The sequence below is a fragment of the Streptomyces sp. NPDC026301 genome (genome assembly GCF_055567935.1).
This window is the reverse complement of sequence record NZ_JBVHPN010000003.1, coordinates 102,126-117,541: the sequence shown is the minus strand read 5'-3', so window position 1 is coordinate 117,541 and position 15,416 is coordinate 102,126. Positions and strand designations below refer to the sequence as shown.

Here is a 15,416-nt window from a genome sequence, read left to right as displayed (position 1 = left end):
GTTTCCGCACAAGCACGGCCTAAAGTACGGGCGTTCGACGGCCGATAAGTGCTGGTCCTACTGAGGGTTACGGCTTCGCGCCGATGTTTGCGTCACAAGCCTGTGCCCGCAGCGCCCGCGCGAGGTCGTCCCGCGACTCCGACACCAGCCGGCGCAGCGCGGGCGGCGCGTCCGCGTGCCCGATGAGCCAGGCGTCGGCCGCGTCCAGCGTCTCCTGACTGCTCTGCAGCGCCGGGAAGAGGCCGCGGACCACGGCCATCCCGATCTCGATCGATCGCTCCTGCCAGAGCCGCCCGATCTCCTCGAAGTACTTCGGCGCGTACGGGGCCAGCAGGTCGCGCTGCCCGGCCTGGTCGAAGCCCGAAATCGTGGCCTCCACCAGGGCGTTGGAGAGCGCGTCGGACTCCACCACGTCCGCCCAGGCGCGCGCCTTGACCGCGGCGTCGGGACGGGCGGCCAGGCAGCGTACGTGGTGGCGCTTGCCGGACGCGGTGTCGTCGCGGGCCAGTTCGGCGTCGATGCGCCGCGCGTCGGCGGCGCCGTGCGAGGCCAGCGGCTCCAGGAACGCCCAGCGCAGCTCCTGGTCCACGCCCAGGCCGTCGATCTTCGCGGTGCCGTCCAGCAGGCCGCCCAGCAGCTGCAGGTCGGCCTCGGTGGAGGCGACGGAGGCGAAGAAGCGGGCCCAGGTGAGCTGGTGGCCGCTGCCGGGCTCGGCGACGCGCAGCTCGTGCAGGGCGCCCTGGGCCAGCTGCTGAGCGCCGAACTGCCGCCAGTCGGGCGCCGCGTAGTGGTGCAGCGCGGTGCGGGCCTGGGCGTGCAGCGTCTGCAGCACGCCGATGTCGGACTCCCGCCCGGCGAACCGCAGCACGATGTCGAGGTAGTCGCGGGCCGGCATCAGCCCGTCGCGGGTCAGGCCCCACAGCGCGGACCAGCACAGGGCGCGCGCCATCGGATCGGCGATCTCGCCGAGGTGGCCGCGCAGGGTGGCCAGCGACCGCTCATCGAAGCGGACCTTGCAGTACGTCAGGTCCTCGTCGTTGACCAGGACCAGGTCGGGCCGCTCGGCCCCGGCCAGCTCCGCGACGACCGTGCGCTGCCCGGAGACGTCCAGCTCGGCGCGCGCGTACCGGACCAGCGAGCCGTCAGCGCCCTGGCGGCGGTACAGGCCGACCGCGACCCGGTGCGGCCGCAGCTCGGGCCGCGCGGGGGAGGCTTCCTGCAGGACGGCCAGCTCGGTGATGCGGTCCTGGGCGTCGTAGGTGAGCTGCGGGGTGAGCGCGTTGACGCCGGCCGTCTGCAGCCAGGAGCGGGACCAGGCGGCCAGGTCGCGGCCCGAGGTCTCCTCCAGCGCGGTCAGCAGGTCGGTCAGCGTGGTGTTGCCGTACTCGTGGCGCTTGAAGTAGCGCCGCGCCCCGTCCAGGAAGGCGTCCCGCCCGACATACGCCACCAGCTGCTTGAGCACCGACGCACCCTTGGCGTAGGTGATCCCGTCGAAGTTGAGCTTGGCGTCCTCCAGATCGCGGATGTCGGCCGTGATCGGGTGCGTCGAGGGCAGCTGGTCGGCACGGTACGCCCACGCCTTCCGCCCGTTGGCGAAGGTGATCCAGCCGTTGCTGAACCGGGTCGCCTCCACCAGCGACAGGGCGCCCATGAAGTCCGCGAAGGACTCCTTGAGCCACAGGTCGTCCCACCACTCCATGGTGACGAGGTCCCCGAACCACATGTGGGCCATCTCGTGCAGGATCACATTGGCCCGGCGCTCGTACGACGCCTGCGTCACCTTCCCCCGGAAGATGAACTCCTCGCGGAACGTCACACAGCCCGGGTTCTCCATCGCGCCGATGTTGTACTCGGGCACGAACGCCTGGTCGTACTTCCCGAAGGGGTACGGGTAGTCGAAGTGGTCGTGGAAGAAGTCCAGGCCCTGCTTGGTGACGGTGAAGACGTCGTCGGCGTCGAAGTGGCGGGCCAGCCCCTTGCGGCAGAGCGCGCCGAGCGGGACCTCCAGCTCGGTGCCGTCGGCGAACGTACGCCGGTAGGTGTCGGAGACGTAGTGGTACGGGCCGGCGACCACGGCCGTGATGTACGTGGAGATGGGCTTCGTACGGGCGAAACGGTGCACCCCGCCGTCGCCGGTGCCCTCTTCCGCGCCGTTGCTGAGCACGACCCAGCCTTCGGGCGCGGTCACCTCGAACTCGAAAGGCGCTTTCAGATCGGGCTGTTCGAAGTTCGCGAAGACCCGGCGGGCGTCGGCCGGCTCGTACTGCGTGTAGAGGTAGACCTCGCCGTCCTCGGGGTCGACGAAGCGGTGCAGGCCCTCGCCGGTGCGGCTGTAGGCGCACTGCGCGTCAACGACGAGGACGTTCTCCACCGCCAGGTCCGGCAGGGTGATGCGGGCGCCGTCGAAGACGGCCGCCGGGTCCAGCTCGCGGCCGTTCAGGGTCACGCGGCTGACCTCGGGCGCGATGAGGTCGGCGAAGGTGTCGGCGCCCGGCTGCGAGCTGCGGAAACGGATGGTGGTGACGGACCGGAAGGTACGGGCCGCCGCCCCCTCGGCCACCGCTGACCGCAGGTCCAGCGCCACCTCGTACCCGTCGACGGCCAGCAGCCGGGCCCGCTCACGGGCCTCGTCTCGGGACAGATTCTCACCGGGCACGACGTGACTCCTTCGTCTTCGTTCTCGTCTTCGTGGCGATCTCTTCGTCTCGCATATCGAACACTGGGAATCATGGCACGGCGCGCGTGGGTTGAACCGGCTACCGACCCTCTCGGCAGACCTCAAGGAGAGACCGTGTCCGACACCGGTAAGACCCCGGCAGACTTCTGGTTCGACCCGCTGTGCCCCTGGGCCTGGCTGACCTCCCGCTGGATGCTCGAAGTGGAGAAGGTGCGGCCGGTCGAGGTGCGCTGGCACGTGATGAGCCTCGCGGTGCTCAACGAGGACAAGCTCGACGACCTGCCGGAGCAGTACCAGGAAATGATGCGGACCGAGGCGTGGGCCCCGGTCCGGGTCTGCATCGCGGCGGAGGAGAAGTACGGCAGCGAGGTCCTGGCCCCGCTGTACACCGCGCTCGGCACCCGTTTCCACAACCAGGGGCTGCCGCGCACCCGCGAGACGATCCTCGCGGCGCTGGAGGAGGCGGGGCTGCCCGCCGAGCTGGCGGACGCCGCCGACACCGACGCGCACGACGAGCGGCTGCGCGCCTCGCACAAGGAGGGCATCGACCTGGTCGGCCAGGAGGTCGGCACCCCGGTGATCGCCGTGCCCGGCTCCGACGGCGAGCAGATCGCCTTCTTCGGCCCGGTCGTCACCCCGGCCCCGAAGGGCGAACAGGCCGCCAAGCTCTGGGACGGCACCCTGGCGGTCGCCTCCATCCCGGGCTTCTACGAAATCAAGCGCACCCGCACGGCGGCCCCGAGCTTCGACTGATCCCGCTTTCCGTCGCCGTACAGAAAACCCCCGCGAGTCACGTCCTCGCGGGGGTTTCCCTTTATCCGCCTGCCGAGTGAAGGTTGAGAAGACGATCACGAGGCAGGACGATTACCGGCGCTCCGGCGCCTACGGCGCCAGGAGCAGGTTGTGCGCGCGCTCCTTCGCGGACGCGTACCGCTTGGCGACGTCCTGCCAGTTGACGACGCGCCACATGGCCTCGATGAAGTCGACCTTCTGGTTCTTGTACTGGAGGTAGAAGGCGTGCTCCCAGGCGTCGAAGACCAGGATCGGGACCGAGCCCTGGCCGACGTTGCCCTGGTGGTCGTAGATCTGCTCGACGATGAGGCGGCCGGTGACCGGCTCGTAGGCGAGGACGCCCCAGCCGCTGCCCTGGGTGGTGGCGGAGGCCTTGGTGAGCTGCGCCTTGAACTTGTCGAAGGAGCCGAAGCTCTCCGCGATCGCGTCGGCGAGCTCGCCCACGCCGTCCTTCTCCAGCGGCTCGCCGCCGCCGTCACCGGTCATGTTGTGCCAGTAGATGCTGTGCAGGATGTGGCCGGAGAGGTGGAAGGCCAGGTTCTTCTCCAGGCCGTTGATCGAGCCCCACTGGTCCTTGTCGCGGGCCTCGGCGAGCTGCTCGAGGGTGTCGTTGGCGCCCTTCACGTAAGCCGCGTGGTGCTTGTCGTGGTGCAGCTCGATGATCTCGGGGCTGATGACGGGCGCCAGCGCCGAGTAGTCGTAGGGGAGTTCAGGAAGTGTGTAGGTCGCCATGTGCGCCGAGCCTCCAAGCTGCTCAAAAGCAGTAGTTGCAATTAAGTTGCAAGAGCAGGCTAACAGCAGGAACGCGGGGAAGCCGGGTAAGGGGCGGGGTCCCGGTCCCAAAGACGGAGGCGGGGCGGGACCCCGGTAGGAGTCCCGCCCCGCCTCAAGGGGAAGCGCCGCGCTCAGTCGCGGGCGCGCGCCTTCTGCCGTACGAGACCGATCGCGGCCAGCACCAGCCCGAAGCCGCCGGTGAAGTACAGCTGCACTCGCTGCGCCTCGTCCCGCAGCATCAGCAGCAGCACGGCCGCGATGCCGGCCAGCGCCACCCAGGTGAGGAACGGGAACGCCCACATCCGCACGACCAGCCGCTCCGGCGCCTCCCGCTCCAGCCGGCGGCGCATCCGCAGCTGGGCCACGCAGATGAAGCCCCAGACCACCAGCACGGCCGCGCCGACCATGTTCAGCAGCCACTGGAAGACCGTGTCCGGCCACAGGATGCTGAACACCACGGTGAGGAAGCCGAAGCCCGAGCAGAGCAGCACGGCGAAGCGCGGCACGCCGCCGCTGACCCTGCTCAGGAACTTCGGGCCCTGGCCGCGGGAGGTGAGCGAGTACGCCATCCGGGACGCGCCGTAGATGTTGGCGTTCATCGCGGAGAGCAGCGCGACCAGGATGACCACGTTCATGATCTGGCCGGCCGCCGGGATCTCCAGGTAGTCCAGGACCGCGACGTACGGGCCGGTCTTGGCGATCTCCGGCGCGCTCCACGGGATGACGGTGACGATGATCGCCATCGAGCCGACGTAGAAGAGGGCGATCCGCCACATCGCGGTGCGCACCGCGCGCGCCACGCCGCGCACCGGGTCCTTGGACTCGGCGGCCGCGATGGTCACCGTCTCCAGGCCGCCGTACGCGAAGACCGAGGCGAGCAGGCCGACCATCAGGCCGTCCGTGCCCTTGGGCAGGAAGCCGCCGTCACCGGTGAGGTGCGTGGCGCCGGGTGCGTCCGTACCGGGCAGCAGGCCGAGGATGGCGAGCAGGCCGAGGATCAGGAAGAGGCCGATCGCGGCGACCTTGAGCGTGGCGAACCAGAACTCGAACTCGCCGAAGTTGGCGACCGCGGCGAGGTTGGTGCCGCAGAAGATCACCATGAAGAGGAGGACCCACATCCACGGCTCGCTGCCGGGGAACCAGCTCACCATGATGTCGGCGGCGCCCAGCGCCTCGGCGGCGACGGCCACGCACAGCAGCGCGGTGAACATCCAGCCCGCGGTGAAGCCGGCCCAGGAGCCGATCGACCGCTCGGCGTGCACGGAGAAGGAGCCGGAGGCGGGGTTGGCCGCGGACATCTCGCCCAGCATGCGCATGATCAACATGACCAGGCAGCCGGATATGGCGTACGCGATGACGATGGAGGGCCCGGCCGCCGCGATGCCCTCGCGGGAGCCGACGAAGAGCCCGGCACCGATCACGCCGCCCAGCGCGATCATCGAGAGGTGGCGTTGCTTGAGCCCGTTGGACAGCGGGGTGCCGCCGTCCGGTCCGGCGCCCGCGGCCTGGTCGGCCGGCCCGCGCTCGGGCGCAGTGGACGAAGGTGTCCGATTCATGGTCGTACCTGTCCCAAGATGTGAGAGCGGAGCTGACGCAATTCCAATTTGAGCCCGCTCAGTTTGGGCGGGGCGTCCGCTCAGGACAACAGTCGTGCACTTGTTGTTCGATATTCAGACTGAATCGTGACCGACCGCGTCCGAGGCGTGATCGACAGCGACGGAGGGTGACCGGCGTCTCACCCGCGGGCATTGGTCAGGCCGACGCCCGGCGCCGGTCCCGCACCTCGCGCGCGCCCGCGATCAGCAGTACCAGCGCGGTCGCGCCGGCCGACCACAGCAGCTGCGGGCGGGCCGTCGCGTCGGTCAGCATCAGCACGATCACGGCCGCCATGCCGGCCAGCGCCACCCAGGTGAGCCAGGGGAAACCCCACATACGGAGAGTGAGCTTCTCGGGCGCCTCGCGCTCCAGCCGGCGGCGCAGCCGCAGCTGCGAGACGGCGATCAGGCCCCAGACGAAGAGCAGTACCGCACCGACGGCGTTGAGCAGATAGAGGAAGACTGAATCCGGCCACTTCAGATTGAGCAGGACCGAGATGAAGCCGAAGGCGACCGAGGCCAGTACGGCCCGGCGCGGCACCCCGCCGCCCGACACCTTCAGCAGCCCACGCGGCGCCTCGCCCCGCTCGGCCAGCGAGAACACCATCCGCGAGGAGCCGTACAGGTTGGCGTTCAGCGCGGAGAGCAGCGCCACGAAGACCACCACGTTCATGATCTGGCCCGCGCCCGGCACCCCCAGCCGGTCCAGCACCGCCACGTACGGGCTCTTCCCCGGCTCGATCGAGGACCAGGGCAGAAGGGTGACGATGACCAGCATCGAGCCGACGTAGAAGAACAGGATCCGCCAGACCGCGCTGCGCACCGCGCGGCCCACCGCGCGCGCCGGGTCGTCGGACTCGGCCGCCGCGATCGTCACGACCTCCAGCCCGCCGAACGCGAACACCACGGCCAGCACCCCGGAGACCACCCCGGACCAGCCGTTGGGCAGGAACCCGCCGTCGCCGGTGAGGTGCGCCAGGCCCACCGGGTCACCGTCGTACGCGCCGGAGGCCGGCAGCACCCCGAAGACCGCCAGCAGCCCCAGTACGAGGAAGAGCACGATCGCGCCGACCTTGAGCGTGGCGAACCAGAACTCGAACTCGCCGAAGTTCCGGACGGCGGCGAGGTTGGCGGCGGTGAAGAACAGCATGAAGAGCAGCACCCAGCCCCACTGCGGGACCGCCGGCACCCAGCCGCTCGCGATCTGCGCCGCGCCGGTCGCCTCGACGGCGAGCACGACCACGAGCATGAACCAGTACAGCCAGCCCACGCTGAACCCCGCCCAGCGGCCCAGCGCCCGCTCCGCGTGCACCGAGAACGCGCCCGAGGCGGGCATCGCCGAGGACATCTCGCCCAGCATCCGCATGATCAGCATCGCCAGCGCGCCCGCGATCAGATACGACAGCGCGATGCCGGGGCCCGCCACCTTGATGCCGGCGCCGGAGCCCACGAACAGGCCCGCGCCGATCACGCCGCCCAGGCCCAGCATCGTCAGATGACGCTGCTTCAGTCCGCCGGCCAGGGGTTCGCCGCTGTCCGCGCCACCGGTCGGGCCGGTGCCGGAGGTGGTCGGTGCGTCGTGCATGCGCTCGTACTCTCACAGGAGACGTTGGGGGGACTCCACAGTGTCCCCGGCGGGGCCGCACTAGCACAAAATGCCCGGACGATCGGCCCGTCGGTCGTGACGAGCATCACGTGACCTGGAGAAACGGCCAATTGGCCGGTCCGCGGCCGGACGTGGGAGAAGTGCGGAAGCCGCCAAGTGCGGTGTGACGCGTTTGTCGCCGTCGCACGATGATCAGTCCACCGCCGCTGGTCTAGATTCAAAGCGCCGTTCGAAGCATGCTTCGCACCGACCGTGTTGTCCGTCCCTGTTGTCTCTCACCCCCGCGGAGTCCCGATGAGCCTTGCCGCCGCCTCCAGCCGCCCGGGCGCTGTCCTCGCCGACCTGCTGCCCGCCGCCACCGCCCCGCGCGCCCGCGTCCGCGACGCCGCGCTGGTGCTCGGCGGTGCCGCGCTCACCGGCGTCGCCGCCCAGATCGCCGTACCGGTTCCGGGCTCCCCGGTGCCGGTGACCGGCCAGACCTTCGCCGCGCTGCTGGTCGGCGCCTCGCTCGGGGCCGGCCGCGGCTTCCTCTCGCTCGCGCTGTACGCGCTGGTCGGCATGGCCGGCGTGCCGTGGTTCGCGGGCGCGTCCGCCGGTGCGGGCGGCGCGTCCTTCGGGTACGTCCTCGGCATGCTGCTGGCCGGGACCGTGGTCGGCGCGCTGGCCCGGCGCGGTGGGGACCGTGGGGTGTGGCGCACCGCCGGCACGATGGTCGTCGGCATGGCGCTCACGTACGCGGTCGGCGTGCCGTACCTGGCGATGGCGACGGGCATGTCGCTCGGGCAGGCGGTCGCGGCCGGGCTGGTGCCGTTCCTGATCGGTGACGCGCTGAAGGCGGCGCTGGCGATGGGGGCGCTGCCGGGCGCCTGGCGGCTGGCCGGTCGTCGGGGCTGAGCGTCCTTCCCGTACGCGGACGGGCCCCGCGCCTCCTCTTGGGGGTGCGGGGCCCGGTGCGTTTCCGGGTGCGGCCCGGTGGCCGGTTCCGCTGTGCCCACCCGTTCCGCCCTGCGGAACGAATGCCCACAGCTAGCGTGTACGCCGACGGTCGCGCAGGATGCCGACTGCCAGGACCAGGAGGCCGACGATGACGGACATGATCATCTGCTGGCGGCCCTCGGGGTTGTAGAACATGTAGCCCACGACGAAGAGGATCAGCGCGATCGTGGCGTACGTGAGGTACGGGTACAGCCACATCCGGACGGTCAGCCGCTCCGGCATGTCACGCTCGATCGTGCGGCGCATCCGCAGCTGCGAGAAGCAGATGACCAGCCACACGAAGAGCGCGACCGCGCCCGAGGAGTTCAGCAGGAACTGGAAGATCGTGTCCTTCGAGGTGTAGCTGAAGATCACCGCGACGAAGCCGAAGGCGACCGAGGCCCAGATGGAGACCGCGGGGACGCCGCCCTTGTTGACGCGGGTGAAGGACTTCGGCGCGTCGCCCCGCTCGCCGAGCGAGAAGGCCATCCGGGACGCGGTGTAGAGGCCGGAGTTCAGACAGGACAGCACGGCCGTGAGCACGACGACGTCCATGACCGTGCCCGCGTACGGGATGTCCAGCGACTGCAGCACGGCGACGTACGGGCTCGCCTCCACGGCCTTGTCGTCCCACGGCAGCAGCGTGACGATCACCGCGATCGAGCCGAGGTAGAAGATCGCGATCCGCCAGATGACGCTGTTGGTGGCCTTGCGGACGGCCTGCACCGGGTTGGGCGACTCGCTGGCCGCCAGGGTGACGATCTCGCTGCCCATGAAGGAGAAGACGACCAGCAGCATCCCGGAGAGGATCGCGCCCGGCCCGTGCGGCAGGAAGCCGCCGTGTCCGGTCAGGTTGGCCATGCCCACGGCCTCGTCACCCGGCGGCAGCCCGAAGATCGCCAGCGCGCCGGCCACGATGAAGATCACGATCGCGGCGACCTTGATCCCGGCGAACCAGAACTCGAACTCGCCGAAGGAGCCGACGGAGATCAGGTTCGTACCGGTCAGCACGATCATCACCAGCAGCGCCCAGGCCCACTGCGGGACGGCCGGGACCCAGTTGGTGAGGATCGCGGCCGCCGCGGTCGCCTCGACGGCCAGCACGACCGACCAGAAGAACCAGTACAGCCAGCCGATCGTGAAGCCCGCCCAGCGGCCCAGCGCCCGGTCCGCGTAGGCGGAGAAGGAGCCGGAGGTGGGCGAGGCGGCGGCCATCTCGCCGAGCATCCGCATCACGAGGACGACCAGCAGGCCGGTCAGCGCGTAGGAGAGGAGGATGCCGGGCCCGGCGGCCGCGATGCCGGCGCCGGAGCCGACGAAGAGGCCGGCGCCGATCACCCCGCCGATGGCGATCATCGACAGGTGGCGGTTCTTGAGACCTGCCTGCAGGCCCTCCGGCGACCGGCCGTCGGCGGGGTCGCCGGTGGCCGGCTCTGCGGTCGTGGTCGGCGGGTGCGCGCCCATGTGCACCGTCCTTGTGTGGTTCATGGATTGGAGCTCCCGCATTAGATCTGCGGTAACCCGGGTTCGGGAAGATCCCGACTCCGGATCGTTAGCGGTTCCGTGCACTTGTACGACGAATGTATGTACGACGCGTAACGCGGGAGTTTCCGCCCGTAGACCCATAGGGAGACCCAACGGCGCCTACCCGGACCCCGCCGTGTCACACTCGTCGCATGCGCGTGTACCTCGGCTCCGATCATGCCGGTTTCGAACTGAAGAACCACCTCGTCGAGTGGCTGAAGGCCAATGGCCACGAGCCCGTCGACTGTGGTCCGCACATCTACGACGCCCAGGACGACTACCCGCCGTTCTGCCTCCGGGCCGCGGAGAAGACCGCCGCCGACCCGGCAGCGCTCGGCGTCGTGATCGGCGGCTCGGGCAACGGCGAGCAGATCGCCGCCAACAAGGTCAAGGGCGTACGGGCCGTGCTGGCCTGGAGCGAGGAGACCGCCAAGCTCGGGCGTGAGCACAACAACGCCAACGTGATCTCCGTCGGCGGCCGGATGCACACCCAGGACGAGGCCACCAAGTTCATCGAGGCGTTCCTCGCCACGCCGTACAGCGACGAGGAGCGGCACACCCGCCGCATCGAGATGCTCTCCGCGTACGAGACCACCGGCGAGCTGCCCGCGATCCCGGCGCACCACCCGCAGCAGGACTGACCCCACGATGCCCGAGGGGCACACGATCCACCGGCTGGCCGCCGACCACTTCGAGAGGTTCGGCGGCCGGGCCGTGCGTGCGGCCAGCCCGCAGGGCAAGTTCGCCGACGGCGCCGCGCTGGTCGACGGGCAGGTACTGGAGGCCGCCGAGGCGCACGGCAAGCACCTCTTCCTGGGCTTCGCGGCGACCGGCTGGGTCCACATCCACCTCGGGCTCTTCGGCAAGCTCGGCTTCGGCACGGCGCCGGCCCCGCCGCCCACCGACACGGTGCGGCTGCGGCTGCTGAACGAGCGGTACTACGCGGACCTGCGTGGGCCCACGGCCTGCGCGCTGGTCACCGACGCCGACAAGCAGGCGATACACGACCGGCTCGGCCCCGACCCGCTGCGCGCCGCCGACGACGGTGAGCGGGCCTGGCGGCGGATCTCCCGCAGCCGTACGTCGGTGGCCGCGCTCCTGATGGACCAGAAGGTCATCGCCGGCGTCGGTAATGTCTACCGCGCCGAGGTCCTCTTCCGGCACGGAATCGACCCGTACCGCCTCGGCCGCGATCTGACGCGCTCCGAATGGGATGCGATCTGGTCGGACCTGGTCCTCCTCATGCGCGAAGGCGTCCGCAACAACCGCATCGACACCGTACGGCCGGAACACGAGCCGGAGGCCATGGGCCGCCCGCCGCGCGTCGACGACCACGGCGGCGAGGTGTACGTCTACCGGCGGGCGCAGCAACCTTGCCATGTCTGCGGGGCAGACATCCGCACGACGGACCTGGCCAACCGGAACCTTTTCTGGTGTCCGACCTGCCAAACGCGCTGACGCGCGCCCGTCCGGCTGCCGTCCCCCGACTGCGGGGGCCCTGCACGGGGCTCCGCCCCGGACCCCGGTCCTCAATCGCCGGACGGGCTTGATTTTGCCGCTTCCTCAGAACCCGTGCGGCAGCCACGGCGCCACATCGGAGCCAAAGGCTCCAGACGCCTCGGCCAGCGCCCCAGCGCGCAGCTCCCGTACCCGTCCCGCCGCCGCCAGCGCGCTCAGTGACGTGTCGCCCAGATACGCCGCGCCCAGTTCCCGTACCGACAGCGCCAGATCCGCCGCGTCCGTCGTCCGCTCGCAGGACGCCCCCTTCGCGTCGCCGGACAGCCGCCACCGCCCCTGGTTCCACGGGCAGAACGCGTCCTCGACGTCCAGGACGACATCGACCGGCGTCGCGTACGTACGCCCCGAGAGCGCGGCGCCGACCTCCACCGGGCGCAGGAACAGCCCGTCCCGCACCCGCAGCTCGCACCGCCGCAGGTCGGAGACCATGTGCAGCAGCGGGTCGTCGACCGGCCGGTTGTGGCTCACCAGCCGGGACGTCAGGTCGATGGAGAACAGGTAGTCCCATAGGGCCGCCCGGACGACGGGGTCCAGCGCTTCGATGTCGCGCAGCTGGACGATGCCGTCCGGGCCGCTCGAACTCCACTCCGCCTTGACCGAGTACCGCGCGTACCCGCGCACCTCGCCGCCCACCTCCGCCAGCACGCACAGCAGTTCCCCCGCGCCCTCCCGCTCACCGGGCGGGTCCAGCAGCGGCAGCCGCTCCCAGCCGGGCTGCCGGGCGAGCATCCCGGGGCGTCCCGCGGCCACCGCCGCGTACACCCGCTCGCAGTCGGCCACTGCCTCGGCGGGCGGCACGAGCCGCAGCCGTACGTCGTCCGTGCCGTCCGGGAGCGACAGCGTGACCCGCTTCGTCTCCACCCGCAGCTGGGCCTGGCGGGTGGCCATGCCGTATCCGAACCGGCCGTAGATCACCGGTTCGGACGCGGTCAGTACGGCGAGCGGCTCCTCCCGGCGGCGTACGTCGGCGAGCTGATGCCGCATCATCTCCGTCAGCAGCCCGCGCCGCCGGTGCGTCGGCTGCACGCTGACCATCGTGACGCCGGCCGCGGGCAGCAGCGCCCCGCCCGGCACGTTCATCCGGAAGGAGAACGCGCCCGCCGTGCCCACCACTTCGGACCCGTCCCACACCCCGAGCGACCGGTCCACCTCGGTGAGGTCCCGGAAGAGCCCGCGCTCCTCGGGAGCCTCGGGCGCGCCGCCGAAGGCGCGCTCCAACTTGCCGTACCAGCCGTCCCATTCGGCCGCGCGCAGCGTCCGTACCTGTGTCGTCATACGCCATGCGTAGCAGCCGACCCCTCGCGGACGCGACTGGATTTCGAACACATTTTCCTGGCAATTGCCTTCGGCGGCGTGCCGCGAATCGACGCGCCGCCAAAGGGGTGGATATGGTCGCGGAGCAATGGCGAGCGGCGCGGCAGCGGAGACCCTGACGGCCCGGGTGCGCAAGGCGATGCACCGGGCTCGCATCGGCGTGCGCAAGGCCATGGTCGACTACTTCCGCGGCGACGGCTCCGACTGGGTCGCGCTGGCCGCCCTGCTGATCTCCGTACCGGCCATCACGGGCGGCACCGTCTGGCACCCCGACTGGATCGCCCCGGCAGCCCTGGTCCTGCCCATCGTCGCGGGCGGCCTGCTGCTGCGGCCCGCCAGCCTGCTGGCCCTGTACGGCACGGCGGCGATGGCCCTGATCGTGGAGGCCGCGGTCCTCGGCCCGTACGAGCAGGGCCCGGACCGCATCACGCCCGGCACGGTCCTGGTGGTCGCCGCCGTGGGCCTCTTCGGGCTGCTGATCGCGCAGTTCCGCAGCCGGGTCGGGGTGCCCTGGCGGCGCGGCGGCACGATGCTCTTCGACCTGCGTGAACGCATCCGCGTACAGAGCGCGCTGCCGCCGCTGCCGCCGGGCTGGCACCGGGAGATGTCGCTGCGCCCGGCCGGCGGCCAGTCCTTCTCCGGCGACTTCGTCGTCGCCTCGCGCACGCACGGCGGCCACATCCTGGAGGTCGTCCTCACGGACGTCTCCGGCAAGGGCATGGACGCGGCGTCCCGCGCGCTGCTGCTGTCCGGCGCGTTCGGCGGCCTGCTCGGCTCGCTGCCGCCGCACGGCTTCCTCCCCGCGGCCAACGGCTACCTGCTCCGCCAGGACTGGAGCGAGGGCTTCGCGACCGCCATCCACCTCGTACTGGACCTGGAGTCCGGGGACTACGAGCTGTTCTCCGCCGGGCATCCGCCGGCCCTCCAGCTGAGCGCGGGCAGCGGCCGCTGGGAGGAGAAGGCGGCCGAGGGCCCGCTGCTCGGCATCATGGACGGCGCCCACTTCGACCCGATCAAGGGCACGCTGCGCCCCGGTGACGTGCTGATGCTCTTCACCGACGGGCTGGTCGAGGCGTCCGACCGGGACATCGCCGAGGGCATCGACCGCCTCACCGGCGAGGCCGACCGCTATGTGACCGCCGGCTTCGCCGGTGCCGCCTGGCATCTGATCGAGGCGGTCGCCAAGGACGTGCACGACGACCGCGCACTGCTGCTGATCTGCCGGGACTGAGCGCCACCTGCCGCGGGCCCGCCGGCCCGCGCCACGGTCACGCGCCGCGCCCGGCCCCCACCGGCTCCGCTTCGGCCGGTGCCCCCGCGGGGCTCGCCGCACGGCCCGGAAGAACGCGCGCCAGCCAATTCGCCCGGCCCGCCGCCAGCGGCCCCAGTACCGCCAGGATCAGCACGTACCCCGCGATGAACGGCGACAGCCGCTCGTCCAGGCCCGCCGTCGCGGCCATCGTCGCGAGGATCAGCGCGAACTCGCCGCGGGCCAGCAGCGACGTGGCGATGTTCGCGGCGGGCCGCGGCCCGAACCGGTAGAGGCGGGCGACGACGATCCCCGCGAGGACGTTCATCAGCAGCGTCACCGCGACCGCTGCCAGTACGGGCCACAGCACCGTCGGCAGGTCGCCAGGGGCGATGGACAGCCCGAAGGCGAAGAAGAAGATCGCGCCGAACGCGTCCCGCAGCGGGTGCACCAGCTCCCGTATGCGCGCGCCGGAGCTCGTGCTGCCCAGCATCAGGCCGACCATGAACGCGCCGATCGCGTCGGCCACGCCGAACCACTCCGAGACCCCGGCCACCAGGACGGCGGCGCCGAGGAAGGAGATGACCAGGAGTTCGTTGTCGCGGGTGGCGATCAGGCGGCCGATCAGCTTCGTGCCCCAGCGGGCCGCCGCCGCGAGCAGCAGCAGGAAGCCGAACGCCTTGCCGGCGTCCCCGGCCGCCGCGGCCATCGAGTCGGCGCCGGAGATGACCGGCTGGAGGGCCGCGAGGTACAGCGCGAGGAAGATGTCCTCGACCACGATGATGCCGAGGATCGGGCGGGTCTCGGGGTTGCCGAGCCGGCCCAGGTCGACCAGGACCTTCGTGACGATCGCCGACGAGGAGATGCCGAGCACGCCGGCCAGTACCAGCGCCTCCGCCGTGCCCCAGCCGAGCGCGAAGCCGAAGCCGAGGCCGGCGCCGACGTTCAGCGCGAGGTACGCGCCGCCCGCGAGGGCCATCTTGCGGCCGCCCGTTTTGAGGTCGTCCAGATGGAACTCGAGGCCCAGGTAGAAGAGCAGCAGCACCAGGCCGAGGAGGGAGAGCATCTCCAGGTCGTGCGGGTCGGCGACCAGGACGATGCCGGGGGTGTGCGGGCCGAGGAGGATCCCGGCCAGGATGAACAGGGGGATGGTCGGCAGACCGATGCGGTTGCCGACGCGGGCGAGGACGGCGGCGGCCAGGAAGGCGCCGCCCATGGCGATGAGGGTCTCCGTGTGTCCGATGGCTCCTCCAGGGCTCGGCGACGGGCAAGGGAGAGAAAAAAGAGTCAAGGGTTGGTCAAGAAAGCGCCAGTAGTTAGTTTACCAAATGATTACTGGAGGCTCTCTGGCCGCGCTCACCGGCCCTTGCCGCCGACGGGGCGGAGCCCGCG

General features: G+C 71.0%; 12 protein-coding genes. 5 read left to right on the top strand and 7 right to left on the bottom strand.

Annotated elements, in window-relative coordinates:
* Window positions 1-67 precede the first annotated feature (67 nt).
* Window positions 68-2,656, bottom strand: a complete 2,589-nt coding sequence (pepN, locus tag ACZ4MH_RS06290; RefSeq protein ID WP_351591137.1) for an aminopeptidase N — start codon at window positions 2,654-2,656, stop codon at window positions 68-70.
* Window positions 2,657-2,791: 135 nt separating this feature from the next.
* On the opposite strand from pepN, the gene ACZ4MH_RS06285 reads away from it, so the two are divergent.
* Window positions 2,792-3,430, top strand: a complete 639-nt coding sequence (locus ACZ4MH_RS06285; RefSeq protein WP_351591140.1) for a mycothiol-dependent nitroreductase Rv2466c family protein — start codon at window positions 2,792-2,794, stop codon at window positions 3,428-3,430.
* Between the two features lie 129 nt (window positions 3,431-3,559).
* Here the strand turns inward: ACZ4MH_RS06285 and ACZ4MH_RS06280 are convergent, their stop codons facing one another.
* From ACZ4MH_RS06280 to ACZ4MH_RS06270, 3 genes are all read right to left on the bottom strand, one after another.
* Window positions 3,560-4,201, bottom strand: a complete 642-nt coding sequence (locus ACZ4MH_RS06280) for a superoxide dismutase (RefSeq protein ID WP_351591143.1) — start codon at window positions 4,199-4,201, stop codon at window positions 3,560-3,562.
* A 173-nt stretch (window positions 4,202-4,374) separates the two neighbouring features.
* The gene (locus ACZ4MH_RS06275) at window positions 4,375-5,799 is read right to left on the bottom strand and encodes an amino acid permease (protein WP_351591146.1); all 1,425 of its coding nucleotides are present in this window, start codon (window positions 5,797-5,799) and stop codon (window positions 4,375-4,377) included.
* Between the two features lie 196 nt (window positions 5,800-5,995).
* A complete protein-coding gene (locus tag ACZ4MH_RS06270) occupies window positions 5,996-7,423 on the bottom strand; it encodes an amino acid permease (protein ID WP_351591149.1) in 1,428 nt (475 codons plus the stop codon).
* A 315-nt stretch (window positions 7,424-7,738) separates the two neighbouring features.
* On the opposite strand from ACZ4MH_RS06270, the gene ACZ4MH_RS06265 reads away from it, so the two are divergent.
* Window positions 7,739-8,338 (top strand): biotin transporter BioY, encoded by a 600-nt coding sequence (locus ACZ4MH_RS06265; protein ID WP_351591152.1) that lies wholly within the window; start codon window positions 7,739-7,741, stop codon window positions 8,336-8,338.
* 132 nt (window positions 8,339-8,470) lie between these two features.
* Here ACZ4MH_RS06265 and ACZ4MH_RS06260 read toward each other — a convergent pair whose 3' ends face one another.
* Entirely contained in the window at window positions 8,471-9,883 is a 1,413-nt protein-coding gene (locus ACZ4MH_RS06260; protein ID WP_351591245.1) for an amino acid permease, read from the bottom strand.
* Window positions 9,884-10,095: 212 nt separating this feature from the next.
* Between ACZ4MH_RS06260 and ACZ4MH_RS06255 the strand changes: the two genes are divergently transcribed.
* Window positions 10,096-10,584 (top strand): ribose-5-phosphate isomerase, encoded by a 489-nt coding sequence (locus ACZ4MH_RS06255; protein WP_351591155.1) that lies wholly within the window; start codon window positions 10,096-10,098, stop codon window positions 10,582-10,584.
* A 7-nt stretch (window positions 10,585-10,591) separates the two neighbouring features.
* Window positions 10,592-11,401 carry an Fpg/Nei family DNA glycosylase gene (locus ACZ4MH_RS06250; RefSeq protein ID WP_351591158.1) on the top strand — a complete coding sequence of 270 codons (810 nt, stop codon included), beginning with the start codon at window positions 10,592-10,594 and terminating at the stop codon, window positions 11,399-11,401.
* Between the two features lie 105 nt (window positions 11,402-11,506).
* On the opposite strand, the gene ACZ4MH_RS06245 is transcribed toward ACZ4MH_RS06250, so the two are convergent.
* Window positions 11,507-12,736, bottom strand: a complete 1,230-nt coding sequence (locus tag ACZ4MH_RS06245) for a GNAT family N-acetyltransferase (protein WP_351591161.1) — start codon at window positions 12,734-12,736, stop codon at window positions 11,507-11,509.
* Window positions 12,737-12,863: 127 nt separating this feature from the next.
* Here ACZ4MH_RS06245 and ACZ4MH_RS06240 point away from each other — a divergent pair, with 127 nt between their 5' ends.
* The gene (locus tag ACZ4MH_RS06240) at window positions 12,864-14,006 is read left to right on the top strand and encodes a PP2C family protein-serine/threonine phosphatase (RefSeq protein WP_351591164.1); all 1,143 of its coding nucleotides are present in this window, start codon (window positions 12,864-12,866) and stop codon (window positions 14,004-14,006) included.
* A 37-nt stretch (window positions 14,007-14,043) separates the two neighbouring features.
* Here ACZ4MH_RS06240 and ACZ4MH_RS06235 read toward each other — a convergent pair whose 3' ends face one another.
* Window positions 14,044-15,240, bottom strand: a complete 1,197-nt coding sequence (locus tag ACZ4MH_RS06235) for a cation:proton antiporter (RefSeq protein WP_351591166.1) — start codon at window positions 15,238-15,240, stop codon at window positions 14,044-14,046.
* Window positions 15,241-15,416 lie beyond the last annotated feature (176 nt).

Coding starts and splice junctions, on each gene's coding strand:
- ACZ4MH_RS06280 (WP_351591143.1), bottom strand. CDS start 4,201: ATGGCGACCTACACACTTCCTGAACTCCCCTACGACTACTCGGCGCTG.
- ACZ4MH_RS06260 (WP_351591245.1), bottom strand. CDS start 9,883: ATGGGCGCGCACCCGCCGACCACGACCGCAGAGCCGGCCACCGGCGAC.
- ACZ4MH_RS06245 (WP_351591161.1), bottom strand. CDS start 12,736: ATGACGACACAGGTACGGACGCTGCGCGCGGCCGAATGGGACGGCTGG.
- ACZ4MH_RS06250 (WP_351591158.1), top strand. CDS start 10,592: ATGCCCGAGGGGCACACGATCCACCGGCTGGCCGCCGACCACTTCGAG.
- ACZ4MH_RS06265 (WP_351591152.1), top strand. CDS start 7,739: ATGAGCCTTGCCGCCGCCTCCAGCCGCCCGGGCGCTGTCCTCGCCGAC.
- ACZ4MH_RS06270 (WP_351591149.1), bottom strand. CDS start 7,423: ATGCACGACGCACCGACCACCTCCGGCACCGGCCCGACCGGTGGCGCG.
- ACZ4MH_RS06235 (WP_351591166.1), bottom strand. CDS start 15,240: ATGGGCGGCGCCTTCCTGGCCGCCGCCGTCCTCGCCCGCGTCGGCAAC.
- ACZ4MH_RS06240 (WP_351591164.1), top strand. CDS start 12,864: ATGGCGAGCGGCGCGGCAGCGGAGACCCTGACGGCCCGGGTGCGCAAG.
- ACZ4MH_RS06275 (WP_351591146.1), bottom strand. CDS start 5,799: ATGAATCGGACACCTTCGTCCACTGCGCCCGAGCGCGGGCCGGCCGAC.
- ACZ4MH_RS06255 (WP_351591155.1), top strand. CDS start 10,096: ATGCGCGTGTACCTCGGCTCCGATCATGCCGGTTTCGAACTGAAGAAC.